The following is a 22874-nucleotide window of genomic DNA, read 5'->3' on the forward strand; positions in this document are numbered from 1 at the left end:
GGCCGGTCCGGGGTGTCAGTATCCGCGCGGACGTGGCCACGGCATGGTGAACTGCGCCGCCCGGCGCACGAAGCGATACCGCCAGAAATGGAACCACAAGGATACGATGATGTAGAAAGAGATCATCGCGACCAGCTGCGATCCATAGCCAAGGAACACCGCAAAGAACGTCACACCGCACAGGCAAAGCAACAGGATCGCCGGGATCGGGTGGAACGGATGCTCATACCCCCGCTTGATCGTGTCGAGCGGCCATTTGCGACGGAACAGGATCACGTTCAGCGGCATGAAGGTATATCCCAGCAGGCCTGACAGGATCGAGAAGGTGATGACCTGATCCAACGGTGCACCCAAGGCAAAGATCAGCGCGATCGGGATAAGGAAGATGATCGACCGGTAAGGCGTGCGGAACTTGGGATGCACCGCGCCGAACCATTCCGGCAGATAGTGGTCACGTCCCATCGCAAACCAGGCGCGGCTGGCATCATTGATACAGCCATTGGCCGAGGCCAGCGTGGCGAACATGGTGCCGATCCCCAGCAGGATCATCAGTGTCATCGACCCCGACAGCCGTGCCGCGTCAAACAGCGGAACGCCGGCCTGCCCCAGATATTCCCAAGGCATGAGACCCACGCAGACATACCATGTCAGTGTGGCGGCGATCAGCAGCGTCATGATCCCCGCAAGCGTGCCGAAGGGCAGCGACCGCGCGGGCGAGCGGACCTCTTCTGCCGCCTGACACGTCCCCTCGATCCCCAGATAGTACCAAAGGCCGAAATGCATCGCGGCCAATATGCCCAGCCATCCATAGGGAAGATCGGTCATCAACTGCGCATGACGCAGCGGGCTGTCGCCCATGAAGACGGCGGTTGACAGGAACAGAATGATGATCGCCGAGAACGCCACAGCCGTGATGATCAGGCTGAATGTCAGCGTCGCCAGAACGCCGCGATAGTTCAGCCATGCCAGAAACATGATTGCCAGAACAATGAACGGCCGTTGGTCCAGCCCTTCATGCCCCGTCATGCCGGCCACCGTGTCGATCAGGAAGCCGAAGGTAATCGCATTCGCAGCCTCCAGCATCGTATAGGCAAAGACCAGATAAAGACCGACATTGAAGGCCATCAACGGCCCGACGATATGCTTGGCCTGGGTATACTGACCCCCGGCCGCCGCAACGGTCGATGTAACCTCGCTGTCAATCATCGCGACGCAGGAATACAGGATACCGGCAAACCAGCAGGCCAGCAGCGCGGCATAGGCCCCGCCCTTGCCCACGGCAAAGTTCCATCCCATATATTCGCCCACAAGGACGATCCCGACGCCAAGGCCCCAGATATGTGCCGGTCCCAGCACCCGTGCCAGGCCCACTTTGGTCCCACCGGGGCCCATTCCATCCATGTCTTTGGACGTGATATCTGTATCAGACATCCACTTACCCCTCTTAAAGTGTGTGTTCTTCCGTCATCGCCTCAAGCGCGCCCTCGCGTGAGGACATCAGTTCCTCTTCGCTATAGGTGCTGTCGATCCTGAACCAGTCGATGACGATATAAAGCCCGAAGACGATTGAAAGTCCCCACGCGGCGTATTCAAAGATATTCCAGATATCCATGTGTATAATCCGTTCTCTCGTCTATTTCTTGCCAAATTTCTCTGCGATTACATCGCCGTATTCCTTTTCGGAAAAGCGAAGAATAAGCGCGTAGTAACCGACGACGACCACGATCATGACCAGCAGGCTGAGGATCGAAAACGAGTAATCAAACCGCGCCGTGATCAGTTCGGCGGCATCGGCCGCTTCGGCGTAGCCAAGCTGGTTCCACTTCTCGATCATCGTCGCATTCTGCCCCAGGCCTTCCCATGTCGGGTTCTCGGACACATTGGATGTCTGCGAACTGCCTGCGAGGTTCAGCCACAGCGGCAGGTAAAGCGCGCCGATTGCCAGAACCAGAAGAACGATCACGTCGATGATCTGCCCAAACTTGCTTTGGGTAGGGGGTGTATAATCTGCCATATTTGTACTTCCGTTCACTGACGTTTCTGCGCGCGGGCAATATCGAGAAACTTGATATCCAGCCCGTACATGAAGTCGCGATCTTCGCGGTAATGGCGCAGCATCGCCAGAATGGCGGCTGTGTTCAGCAGCAAGATCATCGCACCGCCGATCAGCAGCATTGTCCGCGCGGCACCATTGGGTGCAAGCGACCATGTCGCGCTGGCGACGAAGATGATCGCAAGCCACAAACCCACAACAAAAGCCCAGGCAACGCCGATGTCCTGTCGGTGCATCGATTCGATTCGTTTCGCCATGTCAGGCATATGTTTTCTCCCATGTTGATGTTTGTTGTAACTTTCCAGCGCGTTTTGATAATTTTGTTGCCAAAATCCAGCCTGCCTTGAAGTTAACTCTATTTCGCCCATATTAGGTAAAAATTCCCATAGGTAAACAATTTTTCTCTTAGGGTTAAAAACCGCGCCGGCTACACCGGGTGAAAAGCCTGTGGGAACATCTCGATTTTGACAGTAGGTTCGGCAAAGCCGCCGCGCGCGATGCCCCGTCAGTGCGGCCCGGAAACCCCTCTGGAACCATCACGTTCATCCATGTCAGCTTTGATGACGACATTTCGGATTTCCGAAGCCCCGCAGCCTAGCACCACGCGAAGCAACCTCCACGAAATCGCTATGGCTTAACGCCATGCTCGAAGAACCGGCACACGGTCCTTCTGGTCACTTTCAGACAAGGTAAATTCAGCGCTGTCAAAGCCACGCGCTTTCGCGACATCAGGGTCGTCGGGCAAGGTTTGAAAATGGGAACGGTCATGCCGCGTGGCATTCAGCCCGGATCGCAGTTTTGTCCGGGCGCTTGCTGATCGACACGGAAGATGTATCGTCAGGGTCTGGTTTTCAGCTCGGGTCGGCCGATTGAAAATGGCCGGCACCAACCGTGCAATCCAGATCGCGCAGCCGCCCGTCTTTCAGCCCGTAGATCAGGCCGTGAATGCGTATATCCGCCCCGTGTTGCCACGCCCGGCGAAGGATCGGCGTTTCGGCCACGCGCCGGACGCCATCGACCACGTTCAACTCTGCCAGTCTTTCGCGGCGCTTTTCGATGTCCGGCAGCTGGGTCAGTTCCGCGGCATAGCTGCGTGCCAGCCTTCGGATCGGCTCCAGCCAGTGATCGGCCAGACCATGGGGGAAATCCTCGGTCGCGGCCTTCACACCGCCGCAACCGTAATGGCCGCAAACGATGATCTCGCGCACATGCAGCGCGTCAACCGCAAATTCCAGCGCCGACAGCAAGTTCATGTCGGAGGAATGAATGACATTGGCAACATTGCGGTGAACAAAGACTTCGCCGGGATCAAGCCCGGCAACCACATTCGCCGGAACCCGGCTGTTCGAGCAGCCGATCCAGAAATACTCGGGTGCCTGTAACGCGGCGAGCCGGGTGAAATAGTCCGGCTCTTGTTCCTGCCGCTCTGCCGACCAGTTCCGATTGCGCGCGAGAAGATCATTCAACATGCGATGGCTCCGCTGAAAGGCGAAGGCGCTCCGCCGGGTCCGGCTGATTCATGTCACGCCCTTTCGCGTGTGTCAGATCGGCGCAAGGCTTGCGCCTGCAATGCTTGCCTTGGACGCAAGCGTTTCAATGAAATCCCGCGATGCGCGTGCCCAGGCGGCCTTTTCCAACGCCTGCGCGATCTTGGGACGAACCGTTTCATAAGGCAGCACCTGCCCCGGTGCCGTGGCGTTGAGGCGGATGATATGCCAGCCGTGACGTGATAGCACCGGCGCGGACGTGATGCAATTATCGGAAAGGCTGCGCAGCGCCGTCTCGAATTCGGGCACGGTATCACCCGGCCCCAACTGACCCAGATGACCGCCCGCCTCTTTCGAGCCGCAATCGCTTTCGCGGGCGGCGCGGGCAAACCCCTTTGCGTCGCCGTCCAGCTTTGACAACAGCGCGTTTGCGCGGGCCTCGGCCTGCATGCGCGCCTCTTCATCGCGCGGATCGCAGACGCACAGAATATGCGACACATCCCAAAGCGGCGCAGAGCGGTAGCGGTCGGGATCTTTCGCCCATTCGCGGCGCACCGCCTCCTCTGTCACCGGAGCGATGTCCAGCGCGTCGTCCAGAAGCGCGCGGATCATCGCCTCATCCTCGGTTTCGACCCGCCCCGGCGCAAGTTCCGCAGGCTCGGGCTGCTGACCGCGCCGCCGCGCCTCTTGCAACAGAAGCGCCCGGATGGTCAGCGCCTGTGCTGCCTTGCGCCATGCGATGCCGGGCTTTTCCTTGGGTCCTGTATGGTTCTGGGCCTCGGCGGCAATCGCCGCCGGGGGTATTGTTTCGCCGTTCACCACAACGTCGGGAAAGAGAGAAATATTCATTGCCATCACTCCCCTGCTGTCGGGACGGTGGTGCCCGGTTTTGCCTGGCGCGCATCAAACGCATCCCGGCGCTCTTCCAGCGGTCGTTGGCGGCGTGACCGGACGATCTGGTATCCCGACCGTCCCAGCAGATACCGAAAAGGTGCCGCAAAGCCCGAGATCATGTGAACCAGCCGGGTAAAGGGAAACAGCGCCGTGATGATCAGACCAAGGAAGATGTGAAAGCGGTAGAGCCAGTGAACGTCAACCATATCGCTCCAGGCGTTGACGTTCCATGTCAGGATGCTTTGTGACCAGTTCATGAAGCGCACCATCTCTGCGCCATCCATATGCTGAAGCGTCTGGGTGATGGTGAACAGACCCACGATAAGCTGAAGCCAGATCAGCGCCAGAATTGTGATGTCGGCAAAGCTGGACGTGGCCCGGATGCGGCTGTCCGTCAGCCGCCGGTGCAGCAGGATCGTGGCCCCGATCAGCGCCGCAAGTCCCGCTGGGCCACCGATCAAAACGGCCATCCACTGTTTCAGCCCATGGGGCACGCCCAGGGCATCCAGCACCCAAACCGGGGTAAAAAGCCCGATCAGGTGGCCAAAGAACACCGTGATGATTCCGACATGAAACAGGACCGAGCCCCAGAAAAGCTGCTTCTGGCGCAAAAGCTGGCTCGACGAGCTTTTCCAGGTGAAAGGATCGCGTTCATAGCGCGCGATCGAGCCCACCACGAGAACAGTCAGCGCCGCATAGGGCATGATCCCGAAGATGATGAAGTCGATGTCGAGATTGGCAAACATGTCATGTCCTCCGGTTCAAAGGGGGGGCGGCGGGGCTGTCCATCGCGGCAAGCAGATCGCGGACCTGTGGGCATCCACCGTTCGGATCCGGCCCGAACGTGACCTCGGTTTCCTCCCAAACCGCATCCAAAGCGGCCAGATCGGTCGGGTCGTCATCGGGCAGGGCCAGCATTTCGGCCAGCGTATCGGCATCGGCAGGGCTGCCCGACAGGTGCAGCAGTGCTGCCAATGCGCCGGCATAACCGCTTTCGCGCCGCACCAGTCGCGCCCGCAGTGCGTCAAGGATATGCGCGGCATCTGCAAGGATCTCCTGCGCCTCGGGCAGTGGCCTTGTGGACAGAAATTCCAGCAGCACTGGCAGGTGATCCGGCAATTCCGAGGTGGCGGGTTCGACCCCGCCCGCCCGGTAGGTTTCGATCAGGCTGACCATCGCGCCGCCACGCTCCCGGCTTTCGCCGTGGATATGCTCGAACAGGTTCAGCGACAGCGTGCGCGACCGGTCGAACAGCATGACATAGCGCTCTTGCAGATCAACAATATCGTCCTTGGCAAACCTATGCGCAAACTGCCTTAAAACGGTGCGCAGGCTAAGCGGGATACGCGGATCCGCGCCAAGGATTTCGGCAATATCGGGCATGGCGTCCTGTAGCTCTGCCGTCGGGTAGCTCAGCACCAGTGACAAAGCCTTGAATGTGCGGTCCATCATCAGAATGTCTCCGTCGGAAGGGCAAACGGCTTTTTCTTGCCGCCGAACAGGGTGGTCTTGCCCGAGTCGCCGGTGGAACAGCCATTGCCGTCGGTGAAGCCGCAGCCGCCGCGAATGTCGCCGCCCTGCTCGTTCTGTTCGCGGTGCGCCGTGGGGATTGCGAAACGGTCCTCGTAATCGGCGATGGCCATGATCTTGTACATGTCCTCGATCACGCGGCCCGCCATGCCCACACGGGCGGCAATCGCCTCGTCGCGCACGCCGTCAACGCTGAGGGCGCGCATGTAAAGCCGCATCGCCGACATGCGTTCCAGCGCGTGTACGATCGGTTCCTCGTCCCCGGCCGTCAGCATGTTGGCGAGGTATTTCACCGGGATGCGCAAGGACCGCACGTCGGGCATCTGATCGCTCATGGCGATCTGCCCCGCCTGCGCGGCGTTCTGAATGGGCGACAGCGGTGGGATGTACCAGACCATCGGCAGGGTCCGGTATTCGGGATGCAGCGGGAAGGCCACCTTCCAATCCATCGCCATTTTCCAGACCGGGCTGATCTTGGCCGCCTCGATCCAGTCTTCGGGCACGCCGTCACGCCGGGCCGAAGCGATCACTTCGGGGTCGTTGGGATCCAGAAACACGTCAAGCTGCGCGCCGTACAGATCCGTTTCGCGCTCCGAACTCGCCGCCGCCTCGATCTTGTCGGCATCGTACAGGATCACGCCCAGATAGCGGATGCGCCCCACGCAGGTTTCCGAACACACTGTCGGCTGCCCGCTCTCGATCCGCGGATAACAGAAGGTGCATTTTTCGGATTTGCCGGTATCCCAGTTGTAATAGACCTTCTTGTAGGGACAGCCGGAGATGCACATCCGCCAGCCCCGGCACTTCTCCTGGTCGATCAGGACAATACCGTCCTCCTCGCGCTTGTAGATCGCGCCGGACGGACAAGAGGCCGAGCAGGTCGGGTTGAGGCAATGCTCGCACAGGCGCGGCAGATACATCATGAAGGTGTTTTCATATTCCCCGTAAATCTCCTTCTGCACATTCTCGAAATTGTAATCCGCCGAGCGTTTGGAAAATTCGCCGCCCAGGATCTCCTCCCAATTCGGGCCTTTCTCGATCTTCTCCATCCGCTCGCCGGTGATCTTCGACCGGGGCCGCGCGGTGGGAAAGGCGTCCATATCAGGCGCGGATTTCAGGTGGTCATAGTCGAAATCGAACGGCTCGTAGTAATCGTCGATTTCCGGCATCGCGGGGTTGGCAAAGATATTCGCCATGATCCGCCATTTGCTGCCCTGCTTGGGGTGCAGCTTGCCACTGGCCGAACGTGTCCAGCCGCCATTCCAGCGTTTCTGATTTTCCCAATCGGTCGGATAGCCGGTGCCGGGTTTGGTCTCGACATTGTTGAACCAGGCGTATTCAACGCCGTCGCGGCTGGTCCAGACGTTCTTGCAGGTGACAGAGCAAGTGTGACACCCGATGCATTTGTCGAGGTTCAGAACCTTGCCGATTTGCGCGCGAACTCTCATTCTGCTGCCTCCACTTTGTCGGTTGCGGGCTGGTCCAGCCAGTCGATTTTCTTCATCTTGCGCACGATCACGAATTCGTCGCGGTTGCTGCCCACCGTGCCGTAATAGTTGAAGCCGTAGGACAGCTGCGCATAGCCGCCGATCATATGCGTGGGCTTCAGCGTGGTGCGGGTGACAGAGTTGTGGATGCCGCCGCGATTGCCGGTCTTTTCGGAACCGGGCGTGTTCACGATCTTTTCCTGCGCGTGATACATGAACAGCGTGCCTTGCTTGATCCGCTGGCTGACCACCACCCGCGCGGTCAGCGCGCCGTTGATGTTATAGGCCTCCACCCAGTCGTTATCGACCAGCCCGGCCTTCTTCGCGTCCACCTCGGACATCCAGACAACCGGTCCGCCCCGGTTCAGCGTCAGCATCAGCAGGTTGTCGGTATAGGTGCTGTGGATACCCCATTTCTGGTGGGGCGTGATGAAGTTCAGCACGACATGCGGGCTGCCCTCGGCCGCGTCATTGTTGACGGCCTTGGTGATGGTCTTCAGATCCACCGGCGGGCGGTAGCTCACGAAACCTTCGCCGAAGGCCCGCATCCATTCGTGATCCTGATACAGTTGCTGCCGACCGGTCAATGTCCGCCACGGGATCAGCTCATGCACGTTGGTATAGCCCGCGTTATAGCAGACCTCCTCACTCTCGATCCCCGACCATGTCGGGCTGGAGATGATCTTGCGCGGCTGCGCCGCGATGTCGCGAAAGCGGATCTTGGTGTGATGCGCGCCCTCGGCCAGATGCGCGTGGTGTCGGCCCGTGGGCTTTTCAAGTTCCTCCCACGCCTTCACGGCCACCTCGCCATTGGTTTCGGGGGCCAGCATCAGGATCATTTCCGCCGCGTCGATTGCGGTGTTCAGCTTGGGCTGGCCTTTCGAGATACCCTCGTCCAGCACCTCGCCGTTCAGGTCCCGCAGATGCCCGACCTCGACCTTGGTGTCCCAGTTGATACCCTTGCCGCCATTGCCCAGCTTTTCCAGAAGCGGCCCGACAGAGGTGAATTTCTTGTAGAGGTTCGGATAGTCCCTCTCGACCGCGACATAATTCGGCGCGGTCTTGCCGGGGATCAGGTCGCATTCGCCCTTTTTCCAGTCCTTGACATGGGCCTGCGCCAGCTCGCCGGGCGTGTCGTGCAGCAGCGGAACCTGCACGACGTCCGTCTCCACGCCCAGCACCTCGGGGGCGACTTCGGAAAATTTCGCGGCAATCGCCTTGAAGATTTCCCAGTCGGATTTGCTTTCATAGGCGGGGTCCACCGCCGCCTGTAGCGGGTGGATGAACGGGTGCATGTCCGAGGTGTTCAGATCGTCCTTTTCGTACCAGCTGGCCGTGGGCAGCACGATGTCGGAATAGACGCAGGTGGTGGACATCCGGAAATCAATGGTCACCAGCAGGTCAAGCTTGCCCTTGGGTGCCTCATCGTGCCAGGCGGCCTCTTTCGGCATCACGCCGCCTTCCTCGCCCAGATCCTTGCCCATCACGCCATGATCGGTGCCCAGAAGATGCTTGAGGAAATATTCATGCCCCTTGCCGGAGGATCCCAGCAGGTTCGAGCGCCAGACAAACAGGTTGCGCGGCCAGTTCTCCGGCGCGTCCGGATCCTCGCAGGACATCTGAAGATCACCGGATTTCAGCTGTTCTACGACGTAGTCCCTGATCTCCTTGCCCGCAGTCTTCGCGGCCCTGGACACGTCCAGAGGGTTGGTCTTCAACTGCGGGGCAGATGGCAGCCAGCCCATACGCTCGGCGCGGATATTGTAGTCGATCAGGCTGACATCCCAATCGCCCTTGGGTGCCGTCGGCGACAGGATCTCGCCCGCGCTCAGCGTTTCATAGCGCCACTGATCGGTATGCGCATACCATGCGCTGGTCGAGTTCATGTGCCGCGGCGGGCGGCTCCAATCAAGACCGAAGGCCAGCGGTTGCCAGCCGGTCTGCGGGCGCAGCTTTTCCTGCCCGACGTAATGCGACCAGCCGCCCCCCTCCTTGCCGATACAGCCGCACATCACCAGCATGTTGATGATGCCGCGATAGGCCATGTCCATGTGATACCAGTGGTTCAGACCTGCCCCGAGGATGACCATGGACTTGCCTTCGGTCTTCTCGGCATTCCCCGCGAATTCCCGCGCCACGGCGATGATCTTTTCCCGCTCCACGCCGGTGATCTTTTCGGCCCAGGCGGGTGTATAGGGGCTGTCATCGTCGAAATTCTTCGACACCCACTGACCGCCCAGGCCCCGGTCGAGTCCGTAATTGGCGCAGAACAGGTCAAACACGGTGGCGACAAGCGCGTCCTTGCCATCCGCCAGCGTCACAAGGCGCGCGGGGATGTTACGGGTCAGAACCTCCGGGTGGTCGCATTTCACGAAATCACCCGTCGCGGCCCCGCCGAAATAGGGGAAATCCACCCCGACAACCTCGTCATGGTCTCCGTCAAGGATCTGGCTCAGACGAAGTTGCGCCTCGCCCCCCTTGGCGCGCTGTTCAAGGTTCCACTTTCCCTCTTCACCCCAGCGAAACCCGATGGAGCCGTTGGGTGCCACGATCTGGCCCGACGCCTCGTCATAGGCGACGGTTTTCCAGTCGGGATTGTTGGTCTCGCCCAGCTGGTCGTCGAAGTCCTCGGCCCGAAGCATCCGGCCCGGAATAAGGTGACCGTCCTTTTCGTCCAGCCGGACCAGCATCGGCATGTCGGTATATTTGCGGGCGTAATCCTCGAAATACTCGGCCTGCCGGTCAAGGTGGAACTCGCGCAGGATGACATGGCCCAGGGCCATCGCCAGCGCCGCATCCGTGCCGGCCTGCGGGTTCAACCAGATATCGCCGAACTTGGCCGCTTCGGAATAGTCGGGGCTGACCACGGCAGACTTGGTGCCGCGATACCGGACCTCAGTATAGAAATGCGCGTCAGGCGTGCGGGTCTGCGGCACGTTCGAGCCCCAGAGCATCAGGAAGCCCGCATTGTACCAATCGGCACTTTCGGGCACGTCGGTCTGCTCTCCCCAAGTTTGTGGCGACGCGGGCGGCAGATCGCAATACCAGTCGTAGAAGGACATGCAGGTGCCGCCCAGCAACGACAGATAGCGCGCGCCGGCCGCATAGCTGACCATCGACATGGCCGGGATCGGGGAAAACCCGAAGACGCGATCCGGGCCATAGGTCTTGGCGGTATAGGCGTTGGCGGCGGCCACGATCTCTGTCGCCTCTTCCCATGTGGCGCGCACGAACCCGCCCTTACCACGGGTCTTGGTGTAGGACGCCCGCAGGATCGGATCCTCCTGAATGGCCGCCCATGCCGCCACCGGCGTCTTCTTTGCGCGCATCTTGCGCCAGATCCGCATCAGGCTGCCCCGGATCAGCGGGTTCTTCACGCGGTTGGCCGAGTACAGATACCAGCTGTAGGACGCGCCGCGCGCGCAGCCGCGCGGCTCATGGTTGGGCAGGCCCGCACGGGTGCGCGGATAATCGGTTTGCTGGGTCTCCCATGTCACGATGCCCGACTTGACGTAAATCTTCCACGAGCATGACCCGGTGCAATTCACCCCATGCGTGGACCGCACGATCTTGTCATGCCGCCAGCGGTTTCTGTAGGTCTCTTCCCAGTCGCGGTTCTCGCGGGTCGTCTGGCCCCACCCGTCCGAGAATGTCTCCAGCTCCTTGCTCTGGAAGAAGTTCAGTCTGTCAAGCAAATGGCTCATCTTGCTGTCCTTTCGGTATTCAGGCTGCGGGCGGCGTCACGCGCCGCCCGCTCAAAGGGGTGACTCATTGGGCAGGCTGCGCTGTGGCGCCGCCGATACTGCCGCCGCCGCTCTCGATATCGTGCAGCAGACCGCCGGGCCGCGTGTAGACGGCCCAGGTGATGACGACGCAGAGCGCGTAGAAGGCCAAAAACCCCCAAAGCGCCCCCACCGCCGATCCGGTCATCGCGATGGATGTGCCGTAGGCCTTGGGGATGAAGAATGCGCCATAGGCGGCAATGGCCGAGGTGAAGGCGGTGATCGCGCCGGATTCCATCGCGATCTGCCGCTTGCGGTCCTCCAGCCCCAGATGCGGCATCAGGCGCGGCACCTCGCGGCCCATGATCACCGGGATCATCTGGAAGGTGGACGCATTGCCCACGCCGGTCAGGAAGAACAGCGCCATGAAACAGGCGAAGAAGCCCATGAACGACCCGACCCCGAGGAAGAAGATCACGCCGAACGTGGCGACGATCATGCCGAGGAACGTCCAGAACGTCACCCGCCCGCCGCCGAAACGGTCGCTGATCCAGCCGGTTCCGGCACGGCTGAGCGCACCCACCAGCGGCCCGAGGAACACATAGTTCAGCGCGTTGATCTCGGGGAAAGCCAGTTTCGTCAGCAGCGGGAAGCCTGCGGAATAGCCGATGAAGCTGCCGAACGTACCGGTGTAAAGGGCGCACATCAGCCAGTTATGCACACGCCCGAAGATCACCGACTGATCTGCAAAGCTGGCGCGCGCGTCGGCGATGTCATTCATGCCCAGCCAGGCCGCGATTGTCGCCGCAAGGATGAACGGCACCCAGACGAAACCGGCATTCTGCATCCACAGCATGCCGCCGTCGGACATGGTCTGCGGCTGTCCCCCCATGGCTCCGAAGACGCCCGCCGTGATGACGATGGGCACCAGGAACTGCATGACCGACACGCCCAGATTGCCCAGACCCGCGTTCAGCGCCAGCGCATTGCCCTTCTCGGCCTTCGGGAAGAAATAGCCGATATTGGCCATTGACGACGCAAAGTTGCCGCCGCCCGTGCCGCATAGCAACGCCAGCACAAGGAAGATCAGATAGGGCGTGTCGGGGTTCTGTACCGCGTATCCGATGCCCGCGGCCGGCAGCAGCAGCGATGCGGTCGAAAGCGTTGTCCAAAGCCGCCCGCCGAAGATCGGCACCATGAAGCTGTAAAAAATGCGCAGCGTCGCCCCCGACAGGCCCGGCAGCGCCGCCAGCCAGAAAAGCTGGCCCGAGGTGAAGTCGAACCCGATCGCGGGCAGACGTGCCACAACCATCGACCAGACCATCCAGACCGAAAAAGCCAGAAGCAGCGCCGGGATCGAGATCCACAGGTTGCGCCGCGCCACGGCCCTGCCCTTGTCGGCCCAGAATGCCGCATCTTCGGGATGCCATTCATCCAGCACGCGCGGAATTTCCATACGCTCTGGATTATGGACATCCTGCATTTCGGGCAATGCGGGCAACTGGTCCAGCGCGGTGCCGTGGGCGGCACGTTCCATCGCGCGGATCGACAGATGCATCCATGCAAGCGCAATCGCGACCAACACGAAAAGCAGCGCAAAGCAGGACGTATAGATGCCGGTCAGGTCCAGAAGCGCGCCGAAGATGATCGGCAGGGCAAAGCCCCCCAAACCGCCGATCATCCCGACAAGACCGCCGACCGACCCCACATGCTGCGGATAATAGACCGGAATATGCTTGAACACCGCCGCCTTGCCGAGGCTCATGAAAAAGCCAAGCGCGAACAGCGTGCCGACAAAGGGCCAGAACGCCATGGAGGTGGAAAAGGTGATTGGCCCGTCCTTGCCGTGAACCACATAATCGGTCGGCGGATAAGACAGCATGAACAGCAGGATCATGGAAAAGCCGAAGGTCCAGTACATGACCTGACGCGCGCCGAACTTGTCGCTCAGGTGCCCGCCATAGGCCCGGAACAGCGACGCCGATAGGCTGAACGAAGCCGCGGCCATGCCCGCGGTTTTCACATCCACTTCGTAGACATCGATCAGGTAATGCGGCATCCACAGGGCAAGCGCCACGAAGGCACCGAACACGAAGAAATAGTAAAGCGAGAACCGCCAGACCTGAAGATTTTTCAGCGGCGCGAATTGCTGCGCCAGCGACGGCGCCTTCGCCCCGGACTTGCGGCGCGCAACCAGTTCCGGGTCGTCCTTGGCCAGCACGAAAAACAGCACACCGATGGTGGCAAGGCCGGCCGCCCAGACATAGGCCACACCGTGCCAGCCGTAAGCGACCATGACGAAAGGCGCGACAAACTTGGTGACCGCCGCGCCGACATTGCCCGCGCCGAAGAGCCCCAGCGCCGTGCCTTGGCGGCCCGCATCATACCAACGGCTGACATAGGCGACCCCGATGATGAACGATCCGCCCGCAAGCCCGATGCCAAGCGCCGCAACCAGATACATGATATAGCTGTCCGCCAGCGTCAGCGCCCATGTCGCCAGCGCCGTCAGGATCATCTGGCTGGAAAACACCAGCCGCCCGCCGTATTTCTCGGCCCAGACGCCCAGAAACAACCGCGTGACAGAGCCGGTGAGGATGGGCGTCGCCACCAGCAGCCCGAATTGCGTGTCGTTCAGGCCAAGCTCGGCCTGGATCGCGACTCCGATAATGGAAAAGATCGTCCAGACCGCGAAACACGCGGTAAAGGCGATCGTACTCAGGCTCAGGGCGCGCGTCTGATCGGCGCGCGAGGCTGTGGCTGCGGTCTGCATGGCGGCGTCTCCGGCAAGATAATTGCGACGTCCCCCCTTGAAGGGGATCACTGCCGTATCTGCATGGGCCGCGGGCCAGATGAGTTGATCCAGATCATAAAATCGAAAAAGAATAACAAAATAAGTATGTTAAAAACAAATGTCAGGTCCGGGGCCCGGAAAGGTCAAGCGCTGCTCGACAGGGATCAAACCAAGAATTGACAATTATCAATCAACCGGCCGATACTCCGCTGGCTTGGCGGAAGGAGAAGGGCATGTCCGATTCCGAATACCGGGATATTCAAAAACTCGACCTGTTCGCGCAGATGACCGATGATCATTTTGCGTCCCTGATGCAGGGCGCCTATGTCCAGAATTTCCCCGCCCAGATCGAATTGATTACCGAAGGCGACCCAAGCGATTTCCTGCATGTCGTTCTGTCCGGCGCGGTCGATCTGTTTTCGGAATGGAACGGCAGGGCGACCAGCATGGCCACCGTGCGGCCGATCTCTACCTTCATTCTGGCCGCGACGATCAAGAATGCGCCCTATCTGATGTCCGCGCGCACGTTGGAAAAAAGCCGTATCGCCCTGATACCCAGCCAGGATGTCCGCAGCATTTTCGACAAGGACAGTGGTTTTGCCCGTGCGATCGTGACAGAGCTTTCGCAATGCTACCGATCCGTCATCAAGGCACAGAAGGACATCAAGCTGCGCAGCTCGCTTGAACGGCTCGCCAATTATCTGCTCCGGCAGCAAAAGCATGTCGGCGGCGGCAACGTGTTTACACTGGATTTCGAAAAGCGCCGTCTGGCATCCATATTGGGCATGACCCCCGAAAACCTCAGCCGCGCCTTCAAAGGCCTCCAGCCTCATGGTGTCACCGTGAACGGCACCCGCATCACGATCAGCAATCAGATGGGCCTCGAAGAGTTCGCCAAGCCCAATCCGCTGATCGACGACGCCTCGACCTGACGGCCAGCCAATGTGCAAACCCACGCATGGCGGCACCCGCAACGTTTCCCGGCAGCGGGTCCTGCTGTACAGCGCCGGCAACGCATGGCTTGCGTGATCGGGCGCGCTTGTTGACGGTGACGGTGGGCGCTATTCATTTCTGGCCCCCTGCCCGCATGTCAAAGGACGCCTCCCATGCCGATATATGACCGACACTCAATGGGACATCTGCCATCGGCACATGCATCGAAGGATACCATCGCGACATTTCTGGCATCGGCGCATGCTGTCGATGTCGCCACCTGGATAGAGCAGTTGCCCGTTGCAGAGAGATCACAACAGCTTTTGGATGTCGATCCGGGGCGCCGGGCGAATGTGTTCGGGAAAATGTCACTGGCCGCCCAGACCGATCTGGCCGGAACCGTGGCGGCCGCCGATCTGGCCAGAATCGTGACCCGAATGGATGCCGATGACCGCGCGGATCTGTTCAACCATCTCGCGCCGGACGACCAGAAGGCATTGATGGCAGAGCTTGACGAGGCGGACCGGGCCGATATTCGCCGCCTTTCCGTCCACGGTGACCGCTCTGTCGGTGCGCTGATGACATCGGATTATGCCGTGCTTGCCGAGGATATGACCGCGAAGGACGCCCTGGCCGCATTGGGCAGGCAAGCACCGGACACGGAAACGATCTACCGATCCTATGTTCTGGATGAAAGCCGTCATCTGATGGGCTCGATCCGGCTGCATGAACTGGTATTGGCCGACGATATGACGCCGGTCGCCGCGTTGATGGAGGCCGACCCCATTTCCGCCTCCTCGGATGCCAGCCGCGAGGACGTCGCGCATTTGATTGCGCGTTATGACCTTCTGGCGCTGCCCGTCGTCGACGCGGATGGCATATTGCTGGGCATCGTCACCCATGATGACGCGGCCGACGCGATGCAGGCGGAAATGACAGAGGATTTTCAGAAGATTTCGACCGTGCTGCCATTTTCGCAAAACATGCGTCAGGCCAGTATCCGGCTGCTCTATTCAAAGCGCATCGTCTGGCTGGCCCTGCTGGTGTTTGGCAACCTCTTTTCAGGCGCGGGCATCGCCTATTTCGAAGAAACCATTCTGGCCTATGTCTCGCTGGTGTTCTTCCTGCCGCTTCTGATCGACAGCAGCGGCAATGCCGGTGCGCAATCGGCCACATTGATGGTGCGCGCGCTGGCGACGGGCGATGTCGTGCTGAAAGACTGGCGCGACCTGATCGGACGCGAATTGTTCATCGCCGCCGCGCTTGGGGCGACCATGGCACTGGTCGTCTTTCCCCTGGGGATATGGCGCGGCGGGTCCGATGTTGCGCTGGTTGTCGGCATGACGATGTTTCTGGTGGTGATCATCGGCAGCCTTGTCGGCATGTCGTTACCGTTCCTGCTCAGCCGTCTGAAGCTGGATCCGGCAACGGCCAGCGGGCCGCTGGTCACGACGATTTCCGACGCGCTTGGCGTTCTGATCTACTTTTCAATCGCCACGACGATGCTCTCACTCTGAGGGTGGGGCATCCTGCACCTGACACTCCAGATCGCCGCCTTCCGACATCTCGTTCTGCAAGGTTGCGGTATCGCCCTTGGTCCACCAGACATGCGCGCCAGAGGCATAGCGCGCCCCGGATCCAGACACGACATTCACGAAAATGCGCTGTTCCCCGTCCACCGGAAGGATCGCAAGCGCATTTGCCCCGGCGTTGACATATTGAACGGCAAAGCTCTGGTCGTCGCCGCAGGTATAGTTTTGCGCTGTCACGCTATCCGTTCCACCAAGTTCCAGCGGGATGGACACGGTCACATCCGCCGAAGCGGTTCCTGCCATCAAAAGCACGGCAAATGTAGAGGCAATATTTCGCATGAAGTACCCTTCCTTTTCCAGATGAGGTCTGTTTGCCAGCCGCTTGTCGTGCAAAGACCCTCACCAATCAATCCCGCATCGGCCAGACTACCTGATCTGGCAGATCTCGCCGGGTTTTCAACCCGTAAGGCAACAAATACCTGCTGCGCTGCGATAGGCCCGGTACATCGCCGGACCCGGCGCTAGTTGACGGCGTGGGCACCCCCTGCCCTCTTGGTCCTGCCGGCCGGGGTTCAGGCCGCTTGGGCGCGCGCCTCCGAAAGCTCTCGGACCAGCCGCGCCTCTTCCTCTGCCTTCGGCGTCGAGAACCGCGCCAGCAAAAGATAGGCCACCGGCGTCAGATACAGCGTCGACACCGTGGCCAGCCCCAGCCCGCCGACGATCACCCAGCCAAGCGCCTCGCGCGCCTCGGCCCCCGCGCCCGAAGACAGGATCAGCGGCACGCCCCCCAGAACGGTCGAGGTCATGGTCATCATCACCGGACGCAGCCGGATCGTCGAGGCGTCGAAAATCGCCGAACGAACGTCCTGCCCCTTGTCACGAAGCTGGTTGGCGAATTCGACGATCAGAATGCCGTTCTTCGCCATGATCCCGATCAGCATGACCAGCCCGATCTGGCTGTAGACATTCAGGCTTTGCCCGGTCATCAGCAAGGCGAACACCGCACAGGCCAGCCCCAAGGGCACGGTGGACATGACAACGACGGCCGAGATGAAGCTTTCGAACTGAGCGGACAGCACCAGAAATACCACGAGGATGGCGAAACCGAAGGTGATGAACAAACCGTTATTGGTCTGGTCCAGCGTCGCCGCCTCGGCCAGCGGCACGATACGGTTTTGCTCTGCCAACACCTCTTCTCCGATGGACTGTACCGCGGCCAGCGCGTCGCCCAGCGACATATCGGGCGTCAGCCCCGCCGACAGTTCCACCGAACGGTTCTGCCCTTCCCGGTCCAACTCCGGCGCCACGGCGCGTTCCTCCAGCGTCACGAAACTGGACATCGGCACCATCTGCCCGTCGCCGGTCTGCACAAAGACATTCTCAAGATCGCCCGGATCGTTCACCGGGTCCGAGGTTGACACCATCTGCACGTCATAGCTGGCATCGTCGATGAAAACCGACGCAACCCTGCGCCCGTCCAGCACCGCCTGCAACGCCTGCCCCAGCCCCGAGATGTCGATGCCCAGATCCGCCGCCAGCGTCCGGTCGATCTGCACGAAAAGCTGCGGTTGCGTCTGTTCGTATTCCAGCCTGACCTGGCCCAGCCCCGGCACCTCCTGCATCCGGGCCACCATGGTTTCCGCCACCTCCGCAAGCTGGTCATAGCTGTCGCCGGTGATCGCAAAGGCCAGCCCCCTGCCCGCCCCGCGTATCCCCAAAGAGTTCGGCTGAATGGCAAAGGCCCGCACCCCGATGATGCTGCGCAGCATGCCGTTGATCTCGCCCACGATCTCTTGCTGGGCGCGGTCCCGATCTTCCCAATTGGCCAGCGTGAACACCATGAAACCGCGATTGTCAGAGCCGAACCCGCTGATCGAGAAGATGTTGGTGACCTCGCCGCTTTCCTGAAGCGGTGTAATCAGATCCTCGATCTGGCGCATCTTCGACTGGGTATAATCCAGCGACACACCCTGCGGGGCGGAAATGCTCAACAACGCCACGGCACGGTCTTCCGGCGGCGTCACTTCCTGCCGGATCCCACCCGCGACCAGCGCCGCCGTGGCCGCGACGAAAACAGCGATCAGCACGATCACGGCGGGCATGTCCAGCGCCCCGCGCAAGGTCATTTCATACAGGCGCACCAGCCTGTTGCCCAGCCAGACCATCGGGCCGCGCGGGTCTTTTGCGGGCGGCTTTGTCAACAACCGGCTGGCCAGAACCGGGCACAGGCTGAGCGCCACCACCGATGACAACAACACCGCCATCGCCAGCGTAAAGCCGAATTCCCGGAACAGCCCGCCCGCCTGCCCCGGCAGAAACGACAGCGGCACGAACACCGCCGCAAGCGTCGCCGTGGTGGTCACGACCGCAAAGAACACCTGCGCCGTGCCGTTTACCGCCGCAGCCCGTGGCCCCATGCCGGCCGCGCGCTGCCGCACGATGTTTTCCAGCACCACGATCGCATCATCGACAACCATCCCCGTGGCCAGCACCAGCGCCAGAAGCGTCAGGATGTTGACCGAAAACCCGACCAGATAGATCGCCGCCAGCGTGCCGATCAGCGCCACAGGCAAGGTCAGTGTCGGAATCAGCGTCGCACGCACATCGCGCAGAAAGATGAAAATCACCGCCACCACGATGGCTACGGCAATGCCCAGCGTCTTCAGAACCTCGCTGATCGACCCTGAAATGAACGTCGCATCATCCGAGGTGACAAAAATCTTCACATCATCCGGCAGGCTCTGGCTGAGATCATCCACAACCGCGCGCACATTGGACGAGATTTCCAGCGTGTTTGACGTGGCCTGCCGGACAATGCCAATCCCGATGCCCTGCTGCCCGTTGGCCCGCAAAACCGTTTCGCCCGGCGCTGGTCCCAATGTCACGCGCGCCACATCACCGATGCGGACGTTCTGGCGGATTTCCAGCGCCTCGAACGCCGCTTCGGTGGCGACGCTTGCCGTGGTGCGCACATTGATGGATTGCCGGTCCCCCGCCAGATCGCCCGCAGGCGCATCATAGGCCACATCGGCCAGCGCTCGCTGCACATCGCCCAGCGTCAGCCCCCGGCTGGCCAGCTCCAACTGGTCAATATCAACGCGAAAGACCGGTGTCCGGTCGCCGTAGATCTGCAAATCGGCCACCCCGTCGACCGAGATCAGCCGATCCTCGATCCGGTCCTCGACAATCGCTGTCAGCTCCTGTGGTGACCGCCCGGCAGAGGTCACGGCGATCCGCATGACCGCTTGCGCATTGGCATCCGCCTTGACGATTTCGGGATCATCCGCAGCTTCGGGCAGTTGGTTGACGAGCCGCGCCACCGCGTCGCGCACATCTGTCGCGGCCACGTCAATATCCACGTTGTCGTTGAATTCCAGCGTGACCCGGCTGCGCCCGAACCGCGAATTGGACGCGATGGCCCGCACGCCCGAAACGCGCCCCACGGCCCCCTCGATGCGCCCGGTCAGTTCCTGATCCACGGTTTCCGGGGCCGCGCCAGAAAATCTGGTCGTGACGGTCACAACCGGCCGGTCCACATTGGGCAGTTCCCGCACCTCGACCCCGACAAGCGCGGCAAGACCCGCCAGCACGATCAACGCGTTCAGGACGAAGGCAAGGATCGGGCGACGCACGAACAGCGCCGTGCCGGGCGACGAGATGTCAGCGCCGCTCATAGCGCATCCTTTCGGACGGGGTTCGCCACGGCATTGGCTGTTTCCTGTGGTCCCACTGGCAAGACTTCGGCCCCGTCACGCAGCGTTTGCACCCCTTCGGTCACAACGGCATCCCCGGCAGCCAGATCGTCGGATTTGACCAGAACGGAATCGCTGTTGCGCTGTTCGATGGTGACCTCGACCTTTTGCGCCTTGCCGTCCCGCACGACCCAGACAAAAGGACCGTCGCTTGACCATTGCACCGACAAAGGCGCGATCGACAGCAGCGTTTCGCCGGGAAAGCTGAGGCTGACCGAAAACGCCATCCCGGCGCGCAGACGATCGTCAGCATTCCGCACCTTGCCCCGCACCAGCAAGGTTCGGCTGGCCCGGTCCACCACCGTGTCAATCGTGGCAATTTCGCCTTTCAGGGTCGTGTTGCGCAGGCCCAGCGGCGTGACATCAACCCCCTGCCCTTCCGCGATCTTGCCAATCACCCGTTCAGGCACGCGAAAGTCGATCAGGATCTCGGAACGGTCTGTAATCGTTGCAAGAATATCCTGACTGTTGACCCGGTCGCCCTGCGAGATGTCGATGATTCCGACCCAGCCGGAAATCGGCGCGACCACTTCGCGCTGTGACAGGTTGAACTCTGCCTCCCGCAATCCAAGTTCGGCGCTGCGCACCGCGTTTTCGGTCTCGCTCAGACGCACCTCGGTGACTGCACCGCGTGTCTGAAGCTGTTTGACGCGCTCTTCTTCCTTGCGGGCCTCGTCCAGCCGAAGCTGGGCTTGCTCCACCGCAATCTGCTCGGCCTCGTCCTCCAGCCGCGCAATCACGGTTCCCGCCTCCACACGCTGACCCGAGGCCAACGTCAGATCTGTGATCACCCCGACAGCGTTCGACCGGACCGTGACGGACCGCAGCGCGCGGCCATCCCCGATGGCGGTGATCCGGTCGGCGATGGCCCGTTCCTCCGCCTCTTCCGTCACCACCTTCGCAGCCCCACCCCCGGACCATCCCGCCCCGGAAGGTGCCGCTTCGGTTTCAGGCATCTCGACCCCCAAAAGGTCAAGCAATCCCAGCTTGTCCAAAAGCGGTCTGGACTGCGGGACATAGGCCACCCAAAGATAAAGGCCGCCTGCGGCGACGATCAAAACAAGGATGAGTTGACGAAGAATATGCATTTAAGGCTTTCATCACTGTTGATGTCTTGCATCATTCAGGACCAGACTGGAAAAAGCACGTCAATTTTGCGTTCCCGCCCAGCATGCGGCCTTTGTGCAATCTCCACAGTATAGATGATTTCGAACGACTTTGCACCGCGCCCGCGCGCTTTACGCTTTCGCAATCATCCATCATTCCTCGGACGTGCTGCGATCACTCCAGATCATCGAAAGCCCCCGGCGAAAGCTCCTCCCAAAAGGCCAGAATCGCGTCCGCATTCAGCGCCGACATCCAGCCGTGCCGCTCGAAATCATCCCTCAATGACCCTTCGAGCCGCGCCAGGAAAAGCAGCTTGTCCGCATCCCTGTGCGTCGGTTTTCGGGCGGCCGCCAGATCCCGTATCCGGGCGAGCCGGCGCGCGCGGGGACTGGTCGGAGGCACAGGGTTTCGCGGCGAAACCCCCTGCCCGTCCTTCGGATGCGGATTGCCGTAATCATGTTTCAGTGCCTTGGAAATATATCCCACAGCATTCTTCACCCCGCCCTGACCAGCCACGTAGTCGAGCTTCTGACCGACATACGCTTCGCCATGTTCGGCCACCCATTGCCGCGCCAGCCGGTCACTGACGCCCAGCTCTCGCAGGCGGGCGTAGATCTCGCTGTTGCGGATGCCTTCTCCGTCATCGAGATCAAGGATCGCGAGTTGCGGATTCTCGGCAATCTGGAACCGAATATCCGTCACCGAACGGCCCATCTTGCGCACCTCCGGCGTGACCACGATGTTCGAAGTCTTGTTCACCTCGGCCACGGCGGGTTTGATGATCTTGGCGTTCAAATGCTTGTAGGTTTCGTAATACGGGCTGTCAGCCACGCCCATCAGACGGCGAAACAGGTCCAGCGACCACCAGCCCGTCGAACCTGTCCGGACGAAGCGATAACAATTCTCATACAGAGCGAGTGCATGGCCAGAGGTGAACCGCCGCTGGATGTTGAGGTTGATCAGGGCAAAGACCTTGGGGTCGTGCAGCTTTTCCGCCAGCGCGGGCGAATAGGCATATTCGCAGATCCCGCCTTTGAGCTTGGCATAGGATAACAGCGCCGAGACACCCCATTCCTGTTTGCCCTCGGCGTCGAGCATATCCCATTCGGCCACCGTTTCGGCCAGACCGCGAAGCGACGCCTTGAGCGTGTCCATGTCGTTCGAATTATACCCGATCATCAAACAGAGCGTCCGGGCGTCCATTTGATGAGAGGCCTGCGACGTCAACGTATCGTAGGCGTTGAGCAGCAGCACATTGGACAACTTGCGCTGCAACAGCGTCAACTTGCCAGAAACGTGGATTGCCGCCACATGCTTCTTGACCGCACCACGGCGCAACGGGCCGCTGAGCCGATCGCGGGGGATGTCATCCATACTGACCTCGCTTGGCGGCAGAACCGCCTATGCCTCATGCACCCGGAAGCGGGCGCTTTATATCCGGATGTCTCGGGCGACTCGCCTTGCCCCGGTTGCCAATATGATCCGCGAAAAGGTATCCGCGAGCAAGAGTAAACTGGGAACCTGTGCCGGCCTCCCGTATACGGGCACCTATGTTTTGGCATACGATCGGAAAGGTATCCGTT

The 22874-nt window shown here is 60.9% G+C and carries 17 protein-coding genes; 2 read left to right on the forward strand and 15 right to left on the reverse strand.

The features are described from left to right. Nucleotides 1-15: 15 nt before the first annotated feature. The 11 genes from B8991_RS14365 to B8991_RS14410 form a co-directional block, all read right to left on the reverse strand. On the reverse strand, nucleotides 16-1431 hold the full coding sequence (locus B8991_RS14365; RefSeq protein ID WP_232824976.1) for an APC family permease: 1416 nt from the start codon (nucleotides 1429-1431) through the stop codon (nucleotides 16-18). A 13-nt stretch (nucleotides 1432-1444) separates the two neighbouring features. After that, nucleotides 1445-1612 carry a hypothetical protein gene (locus B8991_RS21515; RefSeq protein WP_179141504.1) on the reverse strand — a complete coding sequence of 56 codons (168 nt, stop codon included), beginning with the start codon at nucleotides 1610-1612 and terminating at the stop codon, nucleotides 1445-1447. Nucleotides 1613-1633: 21 nt separating this feature from the next. Next, nucleotides 1634-2014 carry a hypothetical protein gene (locus tag B8991_RS14370; protein ID WP_084353690.1) on the reverse strand — a complete coding sequence of 127 codons (381 nt, stop codon included), beginning with the start codon at nucleotides 2012-2014 and terminating at the stop codon, nucleotides 1634-1636. 14 nt (nucleotides 2015-2028) lie between these two features. Beyond that, a complete protein-coding gene (locus tag B8991_RS14375; protein ID WP_235866641.1) occupies nucleotides 2029-2310 on the reverse strand; it encodes a hypothetical protein in 282 nt (93 codons plus the stop codon). Between the two features lie 594 nt (nucleotides 2311-2904). Beyond that, complete coding sequence (locus B8991_RS14380) at nucleotides 2905-3522, reverse strand: carbonic anhydrase (RefSeq protein ID WP_084353691.1); 618 nt, start codon at nucleotides 3520-3522, stop codon at nucleotides 2905-2907. A 72-nt stretch (nucleotides 3523-3594) separates the two neighbouring features. Further along, entirely contained in the window at nucleotides 3595-4389 is a 795-nt protein-coding gene (locus B8991_RS14385; RefSeq protein WP_084353741.1) for a peptidylprolyl isomerase, read from the reverse strand. A gap of 5 nt (nucleotides 4390-4394) precedes the next feature. Beyond that, entirely contained in the window at nucleotides 4395-5180 is a 786-nt protein-coding gene (gene narI / locus B8991_RS14390) for a respiratory nitrate reductase subunit gamma (protein ID WP_084353692.1), read from the reverse strand. A gap of 1 nt (nucleotide 5181) precedes the next feature. Beyond that, nucleotides 5182-5883: a nitrate reductase molybdenum cofactor assembly chaperone gene (gene narJ / locus B8991_RS14395; protein ID WP_084353742.1), complete on the reverse strand. Its 702-nt coding sequence runs from the start codon at nucleotides 5881-5883 to the stop codon at nucleotides 5182-5184. A gap of 2 nt (nucleotides 5884-5885) precedes the next feature. Beyond that, nucleotides 5886-7412: a nitrate reductase subunit beta gene (gene narH, locus B8991_RS14400; RefSeq protein ID WP_084353693.1), complete on the reverse strand. Its 1527-nt coding sequence runs from the start codon at nucleotides 7410-7412 to the stop codon at nucleotides 5886-5888. Then, nucleotides 7409-11155 (reverse strand): nitrate reductase subunit alpha, encoded by a 3747-nt coding sequence (locus B8991_RS14405; RefSeq protein WP_084353694.1) that lies wholly within the window; start codon nucleotides 11153-11155, stop codon nucleotides 7409-7411. The genes narH and B8991_RS14405 overlap by 4 nt, the downstream gene beginning before the upstream one ends. Nucleotides 11156-11219: 64 nt before the next feature. Then, entirely contained in the window at nucleotides 11220-13946 is a 2727-nt protein-coding gene (locus B8991_RS14410) for a nitrate/nitrite transporter (RefSeq protein WP_084353695.1), read from the reverse strand. Between the two features lie 254 nt (nucleotides 13947-14200). On the opposite strand from B8991_RS14410, the gene B8991_RS14415 reads away from it, so the two are divergent. Beyond that, on the forward strand, nucleotides 14201-14899 hold the full coding sequence (locus B8991_RS14415) for a helix-turn-helix domain-containing protein (protein WP_084353696.1): 699 nt from the start codon (nucleotides 14201-14203) through the stop codon (nucleotides 14897-14899). 198 nt (nucleotides 14900-15097) lie between these two features. After that, a complete protein-coding gene (mgtE, locus tag B8991_RS14420) occupies nucleotides 15098-16417 on the forward strand; it encodes a magnesium transporter (protein ID WP_084353697.1) in 1320 nt (439 codons plus the stop codon). On the opposite strand, the gene B8991_RS14425 is transcribed toward mgtE, so the two are convergent. The 4 genes from B8991_RS14425 to B8991_RS14440 form a co-directional block, all read right to left on the reverse strand. Further along, nucleotides 16409-16771 carry an MliC family protein gene (locus tag B8991_RS14425; protein ID WP_084353698.1) on the reverse strand — a complete coding sequence of 121 codons (363 nt, stop codon included), beginning with the start codon at nucleotides 16769-16771 and terminating at the stop codon, nucleotides 16409-16411. The two genes, mgtE and B8991_RS14425, sit on opposite strands and share 9 nt — an antisense overlap. A gap of 233 nt (nucleotides 16772-17004) precedes the next feature. Further along, nucleotides 17005-20106, reverse strand: coding sequence for an efflux RND transporter permease subunit (locus B8991_RS14430; protein ID WP_084353699.1), 3102 nt, complete (start codon nucleotides 20104-20106; stop codon nucleotides 17005-17007). Next, a complete protein-coding gene (locus B8991_RS14435) occupies nucleotides 20103-21272 on the reverse strand; it encodes an efflux RND transporter periplasmic adaptor subunit (protein ID WP_084353700.1) in 1170 nt (389 codons plus the stop codon). The genes B8991_RS14430 and B8991_RS14435 overlap by 4 nt, the downstream gene beginning before the upstream one ends. A gap of 193 nt (nucleotides 21273-21465) precedes the next feature. Beyond that, nucleotides 21466-22665 (reverse strand): replication initiation protein, encoded by a 1200-nt coding sequence (locus B8991_RS14440; protein ID WP_084353701.1) that lies wholly within the window; start codon nucleotides 22663-22665, stop codon nucleotides 21466-21468. Nucleotides 22666-22874 lie beyond the last annotated feature (209 nt).

The sequence above is a fragment of the Primorskyibacter flagellatus genome (genome assembly GCF_900176485.1).
Lineage (GTDB): Bacteria > Pseudomonadota > Alphaproteobacteria > Rhodobacterales > Rhodobacteraceae > Primorskyibacter > Primorskyibacter flagellatus.

Bases quoted from the DNA above. Each gene is read 5' to 3' on its own strand.
- B8991_RS14365 (WP_232824976.1), bottom strand. From the start codon at position 1,431: ATGTCTGATACAGATATCACGTCCAAAGACATGGATGGAATGGGCCCC.
- B8991_RS21515 (WP_179141504.1), bottom strand. From the start codon at position 1,612: ATGGATATCTGGAATATCTTTGAATACGCCGCGTGGGGACTTTCAATC.
- B8991_RS14370 (WP_084353690.1), bottom strand. From the start codon at position 2,014: ATGGCAGATTATACACCCCCTACCCAAAGCAAGTTTGGGCAGATCATC.
- B8991_RS14375 (WP_235866641.1), bottom strand. From the start codon at position 2,310: ATGGCGAAACGAATCGAATCGATGCACCGACAGGACATCGGCGTTGCC.
- B8991_RS14380 (WP_084353691.1), bottom strand. From the start codon at position 3,522: ATGTTGAATGATCTTCTCGCGCGCAATCGGAACTGGTCGGCAGAGCGG.
- B8991_RS14385 (WP_084353741.1), bottom strand. From the start codon at position 4,389: ATGAATATTTCTCTCTTTCCCGACGTTGTGGTGAACGGCGAAACAATA.
- narI (WP_084353692.1), bottom strand. From the start codon at position 5,180: ATGTTTGCCAATCTCGACATCGACTTCATCATCTTCGGGATCATGCCC.
- narJ (WP_084353742.1), bottom strand. From the start codon at position 5,883: ATGGACCGCACATTCAAGGCTTTGTCACTGGTGCTGAGCTACCCGACG.
- narH (WP_084353693.1), bottom strand. From the start codon at position 7,412: ATGAGAGTTCGCGCGCAAATCGGCAAGGTTCTGAACCTCGACAAATGC.
- B8991_RS14405 (WP_084353694.1), bottom strand. From the start codon at position 11,155: ATGAGCCATTTGCTTGACAGACTGAACTTCTTCCAGAGCAAGGAGCTG.
- B8991_RS14410 (WP_084353695.1), bottom strand. From the start codon at position 13,946: ATGCAGACCGCAGCCACAGCCTCGCGCGCCGATCAGACGCGCGCCCTG.
- B8991_RS14415 (WP_084353696.1), top strand. From the start codon at position 14,201: ATGTCCGATTCCGAATACCGGGATATTCAAAAACTCGACCTGTTCGCG.
- mgtE (WP_084353697.1), top strand. From the start codon at position 15,098: ATGGGACATCTGCCATCGGCACATGCATCGAAGGATACCATCGCGACA.
- B8991_RS14425 (WP_084353698.1), bottom strand. From the start codon at position 16,771: ATGCGAAATATTGCCTCTACATTTGCCGTGCTTTTGATGGCAGGAACC.
- B8991_RS14430 (WP_084353699.1), bottom strand. From the start codon at position 20,106: ATGAGCGGCGCTGACATCTCGTCGCCCGGCACGGCGCTGTTCGTGCGT.
- B8991_RS14435 (WP_084353700.1), bottom strand. From the start codon at position 21,272: ATGCATATTCTTCGTCAACTCATCCTTGTTTTGATCGTCGCCGCAGGC.
- B8991_RS14440 (WP_084353701.1), bottom strand. From the start codon at position 22,665: ATGGATGACATCCCCCGCGATCGGCTCAGCGGCCCGTTGCGCCGTGGT.